This is a genomic window from Paenibacillus pabuli (assembly GCF_039831995.1).
Classification (GTDB): domain Bacteria; phylum Bacillota; class Bacilli; order Paenibacillales; family Paenibacillaceae; genus Paenibacillus; species Paenibacillus pabuli_C.
The window spans coordinates 3,059,572-3,075,395 of record NZ_JBDOIO010000003.1 but is presented as its reverse complement, the minus strand read 5'-3'; the positions used below and the strand labels follow the sequence as shown (position 1 = coordinate 3,075,395).

The following is a 15,824-nucleotide window of genomic DNA, read 5'->3' as shown; positions in this document are numbered from 1 at the left end:
CGGGTGGATGAGACCGTTATGGCTCCGGCTGCGTTTCCGTCTTCGATCGTCGAAGGTTAGCAGTATTCGGTCTATTATTACGTGGTCCTTTTCCATCTTCATCGTACTTGTGCTCACCATAATGGCCCTGCTTCTGCACGATAAATTCACTCAGGCTGCCGAACGCAGCGCTGAACTGACAACGAGACAGATTGTCGATCAGGTCAGTTACAACCTGGAGGACTATGTCCGGAGCATGTCACATCTGTACCGGGCCATTGAGGAGCATATGCTGCGGGACGGAACCTGGGAAGGGGACCAGGTGGACAAACAGCTGGATACACTGCTCAGCAGCCGGGAGGACATTATCTCTATTACCCTGCTCGATTCCAAGGGCGAACTGCTCAAGAACAGACCTTCGGCCGAGCTAAAATCAAGCGCCCATGTGACACAGCAAGGGTGGTTTCAATCTGCGCTCAGAGTGCCGGATCACCTTAGCTTTTCACTGCCTCACATTCAGAACATGTATTCAGGCCCCTATAAATGGGTCGTATCAATGAGCAAAGGGATTACCGTACGGCAGAATGGTCAGGACCGACAGGTCATTCTGCTGGTGGATATCAATTTTAAACAGATGGATGAACTGAGCCGCCGGGTCAGTCTGGGGCAGCGGGGATATGTCTACATCATCGACGAGAGTGCAGGCAATATTGTTTATCATCCGCAGCAGCAGTTGATGTACATGGGGCTCAAAAGCGAAAATATCGAACAGGCCCTGGTCGCCACAGGCAGTTATGAAGATGAAGCGGATGGACAGAAAAGGCTGAATACCGTGAAGTCTGTTGCCAATATCGGATGGAAAATTGTCGGTGTGGCCTACCTGGATGAAATCATGACAACCCGGCAGGAGGTCAATGGCTATCTTGTCCGGGTACTGCTGGTTGTGTTAATACTCGTTATTCTCGTGTCCATGCTGCTCTCTTCCAGTCTGACACGTCCGATCCGGCGGATGGAGCGGAAGATGAAAGCCGTGGAGAGAGGGGACTTCAATGTTGAGCTGCCCATTCAGGGACCGCTTGAAGTGGAACGGCTATCCCGCCGGTTTAACCTGATGGTGTACAAGATTCGTACTCTGATGAATGAGATCATCCATGAACAGGAACAGAAACGGCGTCTCGAACTGGAAGCCTTGCAAGCCCAGATTAATCCTCATTTTCTCTACAACACCTTGAATTCTGTCGTGCGGATGGTGGGCATGAGTCGTAATGAAGAAGTGATCACCATGATCACATCGCTTTCACGCCTGTTTCGCATAAGTCTCAGCCAAGGAAAGACCATCATTACCGTCCGCGAAGAGCTGGAGCATGCGCACCATTACCTGACGATTCAGCAGATGCGGTTCAAGCGCAAGTTCCGGTTCAGTCTGGATGCGGATGAGGATACATTGGACTGTCTGACGCTGAAGCTGGTGCTCCAGCCGTTAATCGAAAATGCCATCGTGCATGGGATTGAATATCACACGGATGAAGGCTGTATTGAGATCCGTGTCTATCGGGAGAGGGAGCAGCTGGTGTTTTGCATCATGGATAATGGTGTCGGCATGACGGAAGAACAGGTGGCAGGCCTACTCCACGGCAGTCCCATCGTCAAGAGTGGTGCTGGATCAGGTGTAGCCGTGCGCAATGTGCATGACCGGATTCGGCTCTACTACGGGGAAGGATGCGGTCTTGAATTCGAGAGTGAGCTGGAGGAAGGAACGACGGTCTGGATTCGGATTCCAGTCCAATGCGAACGGGAGGATGGCAATAAATATGATAAAGCGCAATGAAGATAAAGATAAAGATAAAGATAAAGCAATCATTCGACGGATGGTTAGTCCGGACCCCATCAAGAAGTTCAGTCAGTCCATCCTCTGTGTACGCAGCTGCATGGGGATCGTTGCGACAGGCTGCTGTCTGTTCCTGGGTACAGCCTGTGGCATTTCTAATGCCGATTCGGTCCTGCCTCCACCTCGTGTCGCTCTGATTACCCCTGCTGGGACAGGTGAACTTGCTGAAGCGATAAGGCTCGGAGCAGAAGCGGCAGCCAAGGAAAATGGAGCTGAGCTGCTAACGGTGGAGGCATTTCCATCCGAGGCGGCAGCGTATGCACCATCCAATCCCGATTCGACGATCCACCAAGCCAGGGAGCTGCAGGAATTGTCTGGTCAGGACATTTCGGTGTACAGCCAGCGCGAACAGGCTCAGATTCGAGCGGTCACGCAGGCATTGGAACAGGGTGCTTCCGCTCTGCTCGTGGATCCATTAAGTGAGAAGGCACTAAGCGATATTATTCAGAAGGCCCAAACGATGAATAAGAGTGGTATGAGTGTTCCCGTGATTGTTCTCAACGATGAGTTCCCTGTAGAAGGAATTACAAGTGTCATTTCCATGGATAATGTGGAGGCTGGGCGACAGGCGGGCGAAGCGATGGCCGAACTTCTGGGAGGGAGGGGCAGCGTGGCATTGCTGGGGCCCGATCCGGTAAATCCGGGACTGATCCACCGGGAGCAGGGTGTCATGGAATCGCTGGAACAGTATCCTGGTATTCAGGTCGAACCCAAGTCCGTATGCAGCACCCGAGATGTTTGCTGGCAGGCAGCGAAGCAGCTGCTGGACCAGCAGCAGGTAGACGGCTTCATTGCCCTGCAGGAACCGGCGTCTCTCGGAGCAGCGGATGAACTGCATCGCCGCAAGTTGGAACGCCAGGTCAACATTGTAGGCTTCGGGAGTGAGCAGCAACAGCTGGAGCAGTTGCAGGAAGGGGTATTCCAGCACCTTATTGTGCAAAATGGCTTCAGCGCAGGGTATCTTGGTTTGAATCAGGCCGTGGCACGGCTGAGTAATCAGCAGGTGCAAGCAAGAGTGACGCTGGAAACGAAGCTGGTGAGTACGGACAATATGTTCTGGATGGATAACCAGAAGCTGCTGTTTCCTTTTGTTCAATGAAGACAGAAGAACTCAAATGAACAGAGGAAGATTTCGATAAAACAGATGAAGATATTGTATTCGAAAATAGTGTAAACCCTTTCATAATAAAGACATCGGTGAAGCCGAATGAACTTGGGGAGGTCATTAGGATATGAAGAAAACGTGGATGACACTGCTGCTCACTGCATTCATGGTTGCGGCTGCGGGCTGCAGCAGCGGTGGAGACAGTGCTGGCGGAAGTACGGGAACGGGTACGGAGGAGCAGGCAGCAGGCGGAACGGAGACGCCAAAGATTGGTGTCGCGATCTACAAATTCGATGATACGTTCATGACGGGCGTACGGAATGCCATGACGGCAGCAGCAGAAGGCAAAGCCACACTCGATATCGTGGATAGCCAGAACGCACAGCCGACCCAAAATGAGAAGGTGGATCTCTTTGTATCCAAGAAATACAGCGCCATGGCTGTGAATCCGGTTGACCGGACCGCGGCAGGTGTCATCATTGACAAGGCCAAGGCGGCAAGTATCCCTGTTGTTTTCCTGAACCGTGAGCCAGTTGCCGAAGACATGAATAAATGGGATAAAGTGTACTACGTCGGTGCCAAGGCGGAAGAGTCCGGTACGATTTCCGGCCAGCTGATCGTGGATTACTGGAAAGCCCATCCGGAGGCAGATAAAAACGGAGATGGCAGACTGCAATACGTTATGCTGAAAGGAGAGCCAGGTCACCAGGATGCAGAACTGCGGACCAAATATTCCGTTCAGGCGATTCAGGACGCCGGCATTGAAGTAGAAGCGCTGGCGGAAGACACGGCGATGTGGGATCGGGTCAAAGGCCAGGAGAAGATGCAGGCATTCCTCGCTTCCCATGGCGATAAGATCGAAGCTGTGCTTGCCAACAACGATGACATGGCGCTTGGTGCTATTGAGGCATTAAAGGCAGCAGGGTATTTCAAGGACGGTAAAGCAATGCCTGTCGTTGGTGTAGATGCCACCGCCCCTGCCATTCAGGCGCTTCAGGACGGCACGATGCTGGGCACTGTATTGAATGATGCGAAGAACCAAGGGGCTGCAACGGTGGCTTTGGCTACTGCACTCGCTAAGGGTGAGACGCCAACGAAAGAAAATACGGGTTATGACATTACGGATGGCAAATATGTCTGGATCGCCTATAAGAAAATTACGAAAGACAACATTGCCGACGCCCAATAACAGCAGCAGAGAGGGACGTCCGTCTTACAGGTGGCGTCCTTTTTTCTGGGCATATGGAAGGGAGGAACTAACATGGCATCACCTTATCTGCTGGAGATGGACGGGATTTCGAAGGGGTTTCCGGGTGTGCAGGCACTTAGTCAGGTAACGCTGAAGGTTAAGCCCGGAACGGTCCACGCCCTGATGGGAGAGAATGGAGCAGGCAAATCGACACTGATGAAATGTTTGTTCGGCATGTACCGACCGGACGAAGGAACGATTCGAATGGATGGAAAAGAAGTGGACATTCCAAATTCCAAAGCAGCGCTGAAGCACGGCATATCCATGATTCATCAAGAGCTGAACCCGGTGCCTCATCGACCGGTGATGGAGAATATATGGCTGGGACGTTTTCCGATGAGAGGGTTACTGGTCGACGAGAAGAAGATGTATGCCGATACCTTGGCCTTGTTTAAAGATCTGAATCTGGACATCGACCCGAAGGCACAGGCAGGAACGTTATCCGTATCCAAAATTCAATCCATGGAAATCGCCAAAGCGGTCTCTTTTCAATCCAAAGTCATTGTTATGGATGAGCCGACCTCTTCCCTGACGGGCAAGGAAGTGGAGCAGCTGTTCGCCATCATTAACGAGCTTCGCAGCCGCGGCGTGTCCATTATATACATCTCGCACAAAATGGAGGAAATCCTCACGATTTCGGACGAAGTCACCATTATGCGTGACGGGTTCGTGGTCGGGACCTGGGACGCCGCTGATCTGACTACCGATCTAATCATCACCCGTATGGTTGGACGGGATCTGGATGAACGTTTTCCGGAACGGACCAACGTTCCTGGCGAAGTGATTTTGAAGGCCGAAGGGTTAACATCAAGTCAGTCCCACTCGTTCAGAGATATCACGTTTGAGCTTCGAAAAGGCGAGGTGCTCGGCATTGGCGGCCTCGTTGGAGCGCAGCGGACGGAACTGATCGAGTCCTTGTTTGGGCTGCGCGGTCTCGCTTCGGGTACGATCTCGATTCATGGGCGCAAGGTGAAGATCAACTCACCCGCCGCGGCGAAACGTCATAACATGGCGCTATTGACCGAGGAACGGAGGGTTACGGGCATATTTCCGGTGTTGTCCGTGTATGAAAATACGATTATTGCGAGTCTGGGAAGGTACCGAAATAGAATTGGGCTGCTGGATGAGAAAAAGGGACGCGAAGAGGCGCGGGAGCAAACCCAGAAGTTCAGAACCAAAACGCCTTCCGTTAACACGCTGATTCGCAACCTGTCTGGTGGCAATCAGCAGAAAGTGCTTTTGGCACGGTGGCTATTAACCAGTCCGGAAATTCTGCTGCTTGATGAACCGACACGGGGCATTGATGTGGGAGCCAAGTTTGAAATCTACACCATTATTACGGAACTGGCTCGTCAGGGCAAAAGCATAATTATGATCAGCTCGGAGATGCCTGAACTGCTTGGGATGTCCGATCGGATCATGGTGATGAGCGAAGGAAGGCTGACCGGCATTGTAGACGGAGCCGAGGCCACAGAGCAGGATATTATGAGGCTGGCCGCTCAGCAGCGGATGGCTTAGACAGGAGGAAACAGATGAACACGCAAGTCATCAATCAGGTGAAACAGTATATAACGCAGCGCGCCATTTTTATCGTACTTATTCTGCTTGTCATTGGCATTGCCATTGCGGACCCGAACTTCCTTGCTTTCTCTACATTAAGGGATATTTTACAGCAATCCTCCACAAGGGCCATTATCGCACTTGGGGCAGCCTTCATTCTTGTCACTGGCGGGGTCGACCTGTCTGCGGGCCGGGTGGTAGGCCTGACCGCTGTGGTATCCGCATCCATGCTGCAAATTGACGAATATGCCAATCGGTTCTTCCCAGATCTGCCTCATTTATGGGTGGGGCTGCCCATTATAATTGGGATTGTTGCCGGTCTGATTGTCGGATTGGTCAATGGGATTATTGTCGCCAAACTGCATGTACCTCCATTTATCGCGACACTGGGAACGATGGTGGCTGTATATGGTTTGAACTCGATTTATTTTGATACAGAACCCAACCAGTCACAGCCGATTGGAGGACTAAGACCAGACTTCACGGTTATCGGATCAGGTTATATTGATCTGGGTGGCGGCTACTCAATCCCTTATATTGTACTGATTGCGATCGCAGTAGCGTTAATCTGTTGGGTCGTTTTCAACAAAACCCGTCTGGGCAAAAATATGTACGCCATCGGTGGTAACATTCAGGCCGCGCATGTGTCGGGAATTCACGTTGCACGTAATTTAATCGCCCTGTATGCCATTGCGGGAGCCTTGTATGGGCTGGGTGGTGTGCTGGAGGCAGCGCGCACAGGCGGGGCGACAAATAACTACGGCAACATGTATGAGCTGGACGCTATTGCGGCGTGTGTCGTTGGCGGCGTTTCAACAGCTGGAGGCATCGGGACGGTGCCCGGCGTAATGGCAGGTGTGCTCATCTTCGGCGTTATCAATTACGGCCTTACCTTTATCGGTGTTAGTCCCTATTGGCAGCTGATTATTAAAGGATTGATTATTGTCGCGGCCGTTGCCTTTGATATCCGTAAATATATGGCGAAGAAATAGCCTGAGTTGAGAGGAAAGAAGAAAGCCAGCGCTCTGGAACGACAGAGCGCTGGCTTCTTCTTTCTTTATGAATTGACGATCCAATCCAACACAGTAACCAAAGGTCCTATGAAACAGATGATCAGCATAACACCGGCCACGATTGAAGCGGTTTTTGTACCATAGTGTACCTTGTGTTTTCTCGCAATGATGATGGCAGGGATCCAGAAGATTGCAGTTATTACTGTTGGAATAACCAATCCTTCGTCACCCTTGCTATAGATTGGCCAATTCATCTGATGAAACAGATAATACCCAAACCTAAAATCATGAGGCCCCCATGCATAATTAAATGCAAATCCCAAAGCCACAATGAGCAGAGAAAATGTGCCCATTCCGAATGGTCTTCTGCGTTCCACCATGAAAATCACCTTCAACTTCCAATTTTATTGAAAATAAATCCATTATTGTATTATATCATACCAGAAAAAGGATGGATTATGTGCAGAACAGCTATTCAAGACGCTAAATAAATGGTATATAACCCATGAGCCCGATCCATTCCAATTTGGAGAGCTTCCATTAATCGACAACATTAGCTAGTCATAATCGATATAATACATGTAATTAAAATGTTAGATGTGAGTAGATTGTCAAAGGGGGCGAGGCTGTTTGCTAACGTACACGATGAAAAGGGTTATTTTCCCACTGGGTTGCCTGCTTGTAATCCTGTCCTCTTATTTTTTGGACCGTACTTCCAGCCTCACATGGATGATCCTTGCCGGTGTCTTATTTGTTGCCAGCATTTATGGAGAGAGACGATATCCTGTATTACAAAAAATCCAATGGATTTTCCTTGGCGTATTCCACTATTTCAGTGAATTGAACTGGTGTAACTTGTTATATTACCTGCTCATCATGACCATGATTCAGAACAAACAGCGTGTAGAGCAGACCCTGCCCATTTCTCTCCTGCTCGTGCTGCAATATACAGGGATTCGGTTATCCTATGTAACGATAGATGCCTACACATTGTCAGTTTCCCTATTCGATTTACTCACTGCGATTGTTATTATCTTTCTGTACCATACACTAATTAACAGTGAAGCCGAAAAGCGCAGATTGCGCGAAAAAAACCAATTCCTCACCCTCCACGACCCACTTACAGGGCTGCTCAACTACGAAGGATATATGAATGCCCTGCAAGAGACGGCAGAGAAGCAGCGCTCATTTTTGCTCATTCTTCTAAATATCCAGAACTTCAACGGATTCAACAAGGAAGTGGAAGACAATTGGAGCACCATTATAGCGGGAACAGGGGAGAGCATCTCCAAACATTTTGCGGATGCCTATGGGGTATCCCGTTATGCAGGGGATCGATTTTCGATCATATTGCCTGAGGTTGAGAATGTCGAGGAACGAATGAGCACGATGCAATCCACAGATCTGAAAGGATTACAGGTTACCTATAGCATTTCGGTCTATCCGGAGACAGCAGAGAACCTGCAGCAGTTAATAACGATTGCAGAGGAGCGGCTATTTCAGGCACAGCGCAGCAAGTGGATCAAGAATGAAGAAGAGATCTACCGTTCGGAAAGGCTCAGGGCTGTTGGAGAACTGGCAGCCGGCATGGCGCATGAGATCCGTAATCCGCTCACGGCGATTCGTGGATTCTTGCAGCTGTCACGCGGACAAGCATTCAATATTGCCCCATGGTATGAAGTGATTATGGGCGAAGTGATCCGGGTCACGGACCTGACTGCAGAGTTTCTGCAATTTTCCAAGCCGCAGGCTCATCTAATGAAACCGGAGAAGCTGGGCCAGTGCCTTGAACGTGTTTTGTCATTAACCGAGTCAGATGCAGCATCACGCGGTCACCGGATTACATTAGAGATGACAGGCGAATCAGTTGTGGTCAATATGGATCGGGACAAGATCGTACAGGTTCTGATTAATCTGATTCGTAATGCTTTTGAAGCAATGGAAGACCCGGGTGAAGTGCGTATTGGTTTGTTACATGATGGAGAAGAAGCACTTATCTCGATTACGGATACGGGCAGCGGCATTCCGGAGAACGCACTGGCGACGATCTTTGATCCATTTTATACGACCAAGGAAGAAGGTACAGGACTTGGACTGGCACTCTGTCAGAAAATTGCTTTGGACCATCATGGCAAAATTACCGTTCATAGTGAAATAGGGATTGGCGCTACATTCACCCTTCATTTACCTATGGGGGCATAATTCCGGCAAACAAAAACGCTGAACTGCTCACCGTTAAATAGACAGATAAAAAAACAAAAAAATAGTTCGTTTAGAAACCTTAGCTCAATGAGTGCTAAGGTTTCTTGTTTTGCTGTTCTTGAGCATTCATTCGGAAACAGACCGCCGAAATAATCCGTTTAACGTTAGTTAATGTAGTATCACATAAAACGGTGAACGGCACTGTGAACATCTTCATACGTGTCATACCTCGTAAGATAATAACATTTTGTTTTAGTTTAATTACCAAATTATACATTCATGTGAATTCGACGAGCCTCCAAATATCGACAACATCAGCTAATCATAATCGATATAATACATGTAAAATAGGATCCGAGTGCGAGAATTATGTCAAAGGGGGCGAGGATGTTTGCTAAGTTACACGATAAACAGGGTGGGCTGTTCCATTATTTCAGTAGACTAATGTTCAATAAAATGGAGGGGATGCTATGTACCAAAAAACGATTCGTAATGGTTTTACATTAGACGGCATTGCTATACATAGTGGGAATTTGTCAGAGATAACTTTGCATTCTGCACAACCAAACACGGGTATTGTTTTTAGAAGAGTGGATGTAGATCCATATGAAATTATTGAAGCTAAAATCGGTAATGTATCCAATACAGAACGTTGTACACAGCTTAAAAACAAGCATGGATACGCTGTATCTATGGTTGAACATACCATGTCTGCTGTACGCGGGATGGGCATCGATAACGTGATTATTGATGTTAATGGTGAAGAATTACCTATTTTTGATGGCAGCTCTACCCACATTGCGGCCAAGATTTCAGAAGTTGGCCATCTGCAGCAAGAAGTCAAAAAAACGTACCTTCATTTACAACAAAAAGTTAGAGTTGAACACGGTAATTCTTTTCTTGAAGCTTATCCCTCCTCAAAAATTTCCTATTGCGTTTGTTTTAAAAATGAACATAAAATTGCCTACCTCTCGGATCAAATATCCAATTTTAATTTTATAGAAAACGATTACTTAACTGATATTGCGCCAGCTAGGACATTTTGTTTTGAAGAAGAAATAATGTACTTAAGAAGCAAAGGTTTAATTCAAGGAGCTTCTTTAGAGCATGGAATAGTTGTTGGTGAGAAGGGGATTTACCCCAACTTACGGTTTAATGATGAATTGTCTCGTCACAAGCTGTTGGATCTTATTGGCGATTTAGCTTTGAATCCTTCTTTTCATGCAAAAATCATAGGTTCGGGGACCTCACATTATTTGAACACTCTTTTTGCACGAGAACTATTAAAATATCTAATCTAAATACAAAAGGAGACTATATCATGCCATGTAATTTAAATGAAATCTCTGAACAGTTAAATGGAATTTTAATAGGTGATGGCAATGTTGTTATAACAGGCGTAGGTTCAATTAATGCTGCTAAGGAGGGAGAAATTACTTTTGTTACGGATAAAAATCTAAATAAATTAGATCAATGTAATGCTTCGGCTTTCATTGTGCCAGAAACGACAATAATAGAATTTAAAGTACCTGTTATTAAGGTGAGAAATCCCAGACTCGATTTTATTCGCTTAATTGAAATGTTTAGTGAGAAAACCAAAAGTAGTGGTGTAGTATCATCAGAAACAATTGAGCCTTCGGTTACGTTGGGATACAATGTGCAGATCGACGAGTTCGCAGTAATCCAAGAAGATGTTTCTATTGGGGATCATACTATTATTTCCGCACATTCATTTATTGGTAAAAATGTGACCATTGGAACGAACTGCTTGATACATCCTAATGTCACTGTTCTACATGATACGTTCATCGGAGATAATGTCATCATTCACTCAGGAGCAGTGATTGGCGCTGACGGGTTTGGTTTTGAATGGGATGGGCAAAGACAAGTGAAAATCCCCCATATTGGAAATGTCATTATTTTTGATGATGTTGAAATTGGTGCAAACACCACTATTGATCGCGGAACGATTGATTCAACAACCATTGGTAAAGGAACCAAAATGGACAACCTTATCCAAATTGGCCATAATGTCCAAATTGGTGAGCACTGCATTATTGCAGGCACAAGTGCAATTGGGGGCTCGTCGAAAATAGGTAATCGCGTCATAATGGCTGGTGGAAGTGCGGTTATTAATAATATCACCATTGGACACAACTGCGTTGTTTTAGCTAGAACTATGGTTACTAAAAACATGCCTGAGAACTCAATAGTGTCGGGATATACAGCTCGTTCACATATGAGACAACTACGAGAATCGGCTGCACTTTCCAGACTCCCAAAAACGATAAAAAAACTAAATGAAAAACTTGATGAACTTTCCAAAACAAAGGAAGGTGCTAAATGATACATCAATCAGCCATGATTCATCCTACGGTAGTAATTGGGAACAATGTCGAAGTCGGACCCTTCAGTATTATTGAAGAAAATTCAAAGATAGGTAACGGGTGTAGGATTGGAAGTCACGTTATCATAGGGTCTAACACGATATTGGGAGAGAATAACTATATTTCACATGGTGCGATTATCGGTTCAGATCCACAAGATAAAAGTTACCAAGGCGAAGAATCATATCTCATTATTGGAGATAATAATACCGTAAGAGAGTATGTCACCATATGTAAAGGCACATCAAAAGGAGACTGTTTCACGAGAGTAGGAAGTAACAACTTTATTATGAATTATGCTCATATCGCACATGATGTATGGATGGGAGATCATAACGTCATCGTCAATAATGTGCAAATTGGCGGACATGTTAAAATTGAAGACTATATTACTTTTGGTTGTGGTTCTGGTGTACATCAATCATGTAACATCGGAAGATTTGCAATGATTGGGGCGGGAAGTAAAGTTTCACAAGATATTGTTCCATATTCTTTAGCAGATGGTCCACGTTCGTACATATATGGTATTAATATCATTGGTCTAAGAAGAAATGGATTTACAAATGAAGAAATAAGCACGATAAAAAAGATTAATACCATTTTATTTCGCCAAAAGCGAACTCTCGATCAATCTATTGAAGCAATAAACAACTTACCTCCTTCTGAATTTAAGGAACACACATTGAATTTTTTAAATAAATCTACACGTGGAATTGTACGAATGAAGCGATAAAATGAAACGCCGCACAGGTCCGAATATAACGGAACCTTCGTGCGGCGTTTTTATGTTGTCGCTTAATTGATGGATTAGTTTAGCTGACCTTGATGAAGTTGATAATAAAACCCTTTTTGCTGCATGAGATCCTCGTGGTTACCTCGCTCGGCAATCTGGCCTGAATCGATAACCAGTATCTGATCCGCTTCCCGGATCGTACTCAGTCTGTGGGCAATGACGAAGCTGGTCCGATCCTTCATCAACGTGCGCATCGCCTCCTGAATCTGCATTTCTGTACGGGTATCGATACTGCTCGTTGCCTCATCCAAAATAAGAATAGCCGGATCGGCGAGAATAGCTCTTGCGATGGTCAGCAATTGCCGCTGTCCTTGGCTAAGATTGCTTCCGCCCGCAATAATGGGGGTGTCGTAACCTTGGGACAGCTTGCGAATGAATGAATGGGCATTGGCCAGTTCAGCGGCCTGCCTGATCTGCTTATCTGTCGCATCCGGCTTGCCATAGGCAATATTGTCACGAATGGTTCCCGAGAACAGGTAGGCATCCTGCAGCACGATGCCTAGTCCGCGCCGGAGGTGATCCTTCTCCAGCTCGGAGATGTCCGTGCCATCAATGGTAATGCTTCCGCCGGTAATTTCATAGAAGCGGGGAAGTAAGTTGATAATGGTTGTTTTGCCGGCACCTGTTGGTCCAACGAGGGCAATCATCTCGCCAGGCTGCGCGGTGAAGCTGACATTTTTCAATATCTCTCTGTCGGAATTGTATCCAAAAGATACCTTGTCAAAAACAACTTTGCCTTGAATGTGGTCCAGCTGCTTGGCTTGCTTCTCCTCGTATTCACTTGGCGTATCCATAATCTGAAATACACGCTCAGCACCTGCGATGGCTGCCTGAATCAGGTTGTATTGGTTCGCAAGATCGTTGAGGGGCCGCTCAATCTGCCGGGAATAAGCGAGAAAGCTTACAATCAGTCCGATGGACGTCATGTCGTGGTAGGCCATCCATCCGCCCACTGCGGCGAGAATGGCAAATCCGATGTTGTTCATGACGTTCATCGTAGGCCCAACCAGACCGGATACGGTCTGCGCCTGTGTACTGGCTGTACGCAGCTTTTCATTCAGGTTTATAAAATGTTTGTGCGCCTGATCCTGACGGTTATAGGCGGCAACCACCTTTTGTCCGGCGATCGTTTCCTGTGCATAACCATTCAGCTCACCGAGCAGCTTCTGCTGAGCAGAGAAATGTTTGCGTGTTCTGGATGCGATCAGCTTGGTGGCAATCGTGATTAACGGCACCGTCACCAGACTGAGAAGTGTCAGCCGGATATCCAGGGCAAGCATGATTGAAAGGGAACCGACAAGAAGGATTGCACTGGACATCAATTGAGTCACGCTCTGATTCAGCGTAGTGGACACGTTATCGATATCATTGGTAGCCCGGCTCATCAGATCCCCGCTTTGATTTTTGTCAAAAAAGCTTATGGGCAGCTGCTGCAGCCTGGAGAACAAAGCCTGCCGCAAATCCTTCACCGTCAATTGGGATACGCCGATCATGACATAAGACTGCCCCCACATCATTAGCGAACTCAGGACGTATACCGTCAGTAACAGGAGGCAGTCCTTCATAAGACCGTCTGTCACTTTTGGAACGATATGCTCATTGACGGCACGGCCGAGAAGGTAGGGTCCCGCGAGATTAAGCAGCGTTCCCAGAGCGGTAAGGATCAGAGCCAGGATAACCCCTTTGCGATGGCGTCCCATGTAAGACCATACTCGGATGATAGCGTGTTTGGCATTTTTGGCTCTTACTTTTGGGACAGGCCCTCGGCTCGGTCCAGGTCTTCCGATGGGAGGAACGACAGGTGGCTGCGTGGAGGAAGATGCAGGTTTAGCCAAATTGAACATCCTCCTTCCGTTGTTGTGAATCATAAATGGATTGATAGTGTGTGGAGTTGGCCATGAGTTCGTCATGTGTACCCCTTGCCACGATTTTCCCCTCATCAAGCACGTAAATGCAGTCTGCATCCTTCACCGAAGAAATGCGCTGTGCGATCAAAAAGGTTGTACTGTCTTTCATCAGGGAATGCAGTGCTCTCTGAATGCTGGCTTCGGTTCGCAAATCGACTGCACTGGTACTGTCATCCAAAATAAGAACCTCCGGCCGCATGAGCAGGGCACGTGCAATGGATATACGCTGTTTCTGTCCGCCGGAGAGATTAACTCCCCGCTGTCCGAGCTCCGTGTCGTATCCATCTTTCAGCTTCATGATAAATTCATCCGCTGCCGCTGCCTGTGCCGCCGCACGGATCTCAGTATCCGTGGCATCCGGTCTGCCGAAGCCAATATTATCCCGAATGCTGCCGCTGAACAGAATGGATTCCTGCAATACAATGGACACCCGGCTGCGAAGCAGCTGAAGATCCCAGTTCCGCACATTAATGCCACCAACAAGTACTTCACCGAGCGAGGCATCGTATAGGCGGGGGATCAGCTGCACAAGTGATGTCTTGCCTGAGCCGGTGGAACCGATTATAGCCACTTTTTCCCCCGTCCGCGCAGTAAGATTAATCCTCGTGAGGACATCTTCCCCGTCATAACGAAAAGTGACATTCCGGAATTCCACTTCACCTGCTCTGCCAGTGGTTGTGAATGCCGGATTGGAGTGGACCTGAAGCACCTGATTCGGCAATGCCTTTTCAGTGTGAAGCTCATGACCTGACTGAATGTCCGGCTCGGTATGCAGAACCTCGTTGATCCGGGCAGCAGACACCTTGGCCCGGGAGTAACTCATCATCATCATGCCGATGGAGGTGAGGGAGGAGAGCACTACTGTTACATAGTTGATAAAAGCAATCAGATCACCGGCTGCAATATCGCCTCCTACGACCTGAAACCCTCCAAACCACAATACGGCCACAATCGTCGCATTCAGCATCAAGCTGAGTACAGGTGCATTCAGCGTAACGATGCGCCAGGCCTTTACCGCTGTCCCCGTATAATCCTCATTCGATTGATCGAAACGCTTTTTCTCTGTACCCGCACGTGCAAAAGCCTTGACGACACGAATACCAGCGAGATTTTCCTGCAGAACGGCATTGACTTGATCCAGCTTGTTCTGCACGCTGGCAAACAGCGGGTAGGAAGCGGATATGAGGATATACAGAATGACAAAAAGAACGGGTACAGTCATCAGGAGAATCAGCGCCAGCTTGATACTGATTGTAAATGCCATAATAATGCTGCCGATGATCAGCATCGGCGACCTGATGAACATGCGCAGCAGCATCTGCACAAATGTCTGCATCTGGGTAATATCGCTCGTTAGACGCGTGATGAGTGATCCTTCCTGGAACGTGTCCAGATTGCGGAAGGAAAAGGTTTGAATATGGTCGAACAGCTCCTGACGCAGATCGGTGCCATAGCCAACAGATGCCTTGCTTGAGAAAAGTGTACAGCCTGCCCCGCCAACCCAGCCAATGAGGGCAAACAAAAGCATGAACAGTCCTGTGCGTACAATATGGGGCAGGTCCCCTGCAAGCACGCCGTCATCCACAATGCTGGACATCAGCTTCGGCTGAAGCAGGTCCATGGCCACCTCCAGCACCATGAGCAGTGGAGCGAGTATGGCGGCTGACTTATAAGGCGTCAAATAGCGTTTTAATGTCCACAATAGGAAAATCACCTCATTCAATGAAGTCTATAATCATGC

12 protein-coding genes are annotated in these 15,824 nt (G+C 47.6%); 9 read left to right on the top strand and 3 right to left on the bottom strand.

Annotated elements, in window-relative coordinates:
• Positions 1-7 precede the first annotated feature (7 nt).
• The 5 genes from ABGV42_RS16085 (at position 8) to mglC (ending at position 6,773) form a co-directional block, all read left to right on the top strand.
• Positions 8-1,807 carry a cache domain-containing sensor histidine kinase gene (locus tag ABGV42_RS16085; RefSeq protein WP_347383267.1) on the top strand — a complete coding sequence of 600 codons (1,800 nt, stop codon included), beginning with the start codon at positions 8-10 and terminating at the stop codon, positions 1,805-1,807.
• Positions 1,791-2,966, top strand: coding sequence for a substrate-binding domain-containing protein (locus ABGV42_RS16080; RefSeq protein ID WP_347382532.1), 1,176 nt, complete (start codon positions 1,791-1,793; stop codon positions 2,964-2,966). Before ABGV42_RS16085 ends, ABGV42_RS16080 begins: the two co-directional genes overlap by 17 nt.
• Before the next feature lie 133 nt (positions 2,967-3,099).
• Positions 3,100-4,161: a galactose ABC transporter substrate-binding protein gene (locus ABGV42_RS16075; RefSeq protein ID WP_347382531.1), complete on the top strand. Its 1,062-nt coding sequence runs from the start codon at positions 3,100-3,102 to the stop codon at positions 4,159-4,161.
• Between the two features lie 72 nt (positions 4,162-4,233).
• Positions 4,234-5,739 carry a sugar ABC transporter ATP-binding protein gene (locus tag ABGV42_RS16070; protein ID WP_347382530.1) on the top strand — a complete coding sequence of 502 codons (1,506 nt, stop codon included), beginning with the start codon at positions 4,234-4,236 and terminating at the stop codon, positions 5,737-5,739.
• Between the two features lie 14 nt (positions 5,740-5,753).
• A complete protein-coding gene (mglC, locus tag ABGV42_RS16065) occupies positions 5,754-6,773 on the top strand; it encodes a galactose/methyl galactoside ABC transporter permease MglC (protein ID WP_347382529.1) in 1,020 nt (339 codons plus the stop codon).
• 65 nt (positions 6,774-6,838) lie between these two features.
• On the opposite strand, the gene ABGV42_RS16060 is transcribed toward mglC, so the two are convergent.
• A complete protein-coding gene (locus ABGV42_RS16060) occupies positions 6,839-7,174 on the bottom strand; it encodes a hypothetical protein (protein ID WP_347382528.1) in 336 nt (111 codons plus the stop codon).
• 250 nt (positions 7,175-7,424) lie between these two features.
• On the opposite strand from ABGV42_RS16060, the gene ABGV42_RS16055 reads away from it, so the two are divergent.
• The 4 genes from ABGV42_RS16055 to lpxA all read left to right on the top strand — a co-directional run bounded on the left by ABGV42_RS16055 (position 7,425) and on the right by lpxA (position 12,116).
• The gene (locus tag ABGV42_RS16055; RefSeq protein ID WP_347382527.1) at positions 7,425-8,996 is read left to right on the top strand and encodes a sensor histidine kinase; all 1,572 of its coding nucleotides are present in this window, start codon (positions 7,425-7,427) and stop codon (positions 8,994-8,996) included.
• A gap of 470 nt (positions 8,997-9,466) precedes the next feature.
• Positions 9,467-10,297: a UDP-3-O-acyl-N-acetylglucosamine deacetylase gene (gene lpxC / locus ABGV42_RS16050; RefSeq protein ID WP_347382526.1), complete on the top strand. Its 831-nt coding sequence runs from the start codon at positions 9,467-9,469 to the stop codon at positions 10,295-10,297.
• Positions 10,298-10,317: 20 nt separating this feature from the next.
• Positions 10,318-11,343, top strand: a complete 1,026-nt coding sequence (lpxD, locus tag ABGV42_RS16045) for a UDP-3-O-(3-hydroxymyristoyl)glucosamine N-acyltransferase (protein WP_347382525.1) — start codon at positions 10,318-10,320, stop codon at positions 11,341-11,343.
• A complete protein-coding gene (gene lpxA / locus ABGV42_RS16040; protein ID WP_347382524.1) occupies positions 11,340-12,116 on the top strand; it encodes an acyl-ACP--UDP-N-acetylglucosamine O-acyltransferase in 777 nt (258 codons plus the stop codon). The genes lpxD and lpxA overlap by 4 nt, the downstream gene beginning before the upstream one ends.
• 74 nt (positions 12,117-12,190) lie before the next feature.
• Here the strand turns inward: lpxA and ABGV42_RS16035 are convergent, their stop codons facing one another.
• Both ABGV42_RS16035 and ABGV42_RS16030 read right to left on the bottom strand, forming a co-directional pair.
• Positions 12,191-14,020, bottom strand: coding sequence for an ABC transporter ATP-binding protein (locus ABGV42_RS16035; protein ID WP_431523623.1), 1,830 nt, complete (start codon positions 14,018-14,020; stop codon positions 12,191-12,193).
• Positions 14,004-15,785, bottom strand: a complete 1,782-nt coding sequence (locus ABGV42_RS16030) for an ABC transporter ATP-binding protein (protein WP_347382522.1) — start codon at positions 15,783-15,785, stop codon at positions 14,004-14,006. The genes ABGV42_RS16035 and ABGV42_RS16030 overlap by 17 nt, the downstream gene beginning before the upstream one ends.
• Between the last annotated feature and the right edge of the window lie 39 nt (positions 15,786-15,824).

Bases quoted from the DNA above. Each gene is read 5' to 3' on its own strand.
- ABGV42_RS16085 (WP_347383267.1), top strand. From the start codon at position 8: ATGAGACCGTTATGGCTCCGGCTGCGTTTCCGTCTTCGATCGTCGAAG.
- ABGV42_RS16080 (WP_347382532.1), top strand. From the start codon at position 1,791: ATGATAAAGCGCAATGAAGATAAAGATAAAGATAAAGATAAAGCAATC.
- ABGV42_RS16075 (WP_347382531.1), top strand. From the start codon at position 3,100: ATGAAGAAAACGTGGATGACACTGCTGCTCACTGCATTCATGGTTGCG.
- ABGV42_RS16070 (WP_347382530.1), top strand. From the start codon at position 4,234: ATGGCATCACCTTATCTGCTGGAGATGGACGGGATTTCGAAGGGGTTT.
- mglC (WP_347382529.1), top strand. From the start codon at position 5,754: ATGAACACGCAAGTCATCAATCAGGTGAAACAGTATATAACGCAGCGC.
- ABGV42_RS16060 (WP_347382528.1), bottom strand. From the start codon at position 7,174: ATGGTGGAACGCAGAAGACCATTCGGAATGGGCACATTTTCTCTGCTC.
- lpxC (WP_347382526.1), top strand. From the start codon at position 9,467: ATGTACCAAAAAACGATTCGTAATGGTTTTACATTAGACGGCATTGCT.
- lpxD (WP_347382525.1), top strand. From the start codon at position 10,318: ATGCCATGTAATTTAAATGAAATCTCTGAACAGTTAAATGGAATTTTA.
- lpxA (WP_347382524.1), top strand. From the start codon at position 11,340: ATGATACATCAATCAGCCATGATTCATCCTACGGTAGTAATTGGGAAC.
- ABGV42_RS16035 (WP_431523623.1), bottom strand. From the start codon at position 14,020: ATGTTCAATTTGGCTAAACCTGCATCTTCCTCCACGCAGCCACCTGTC.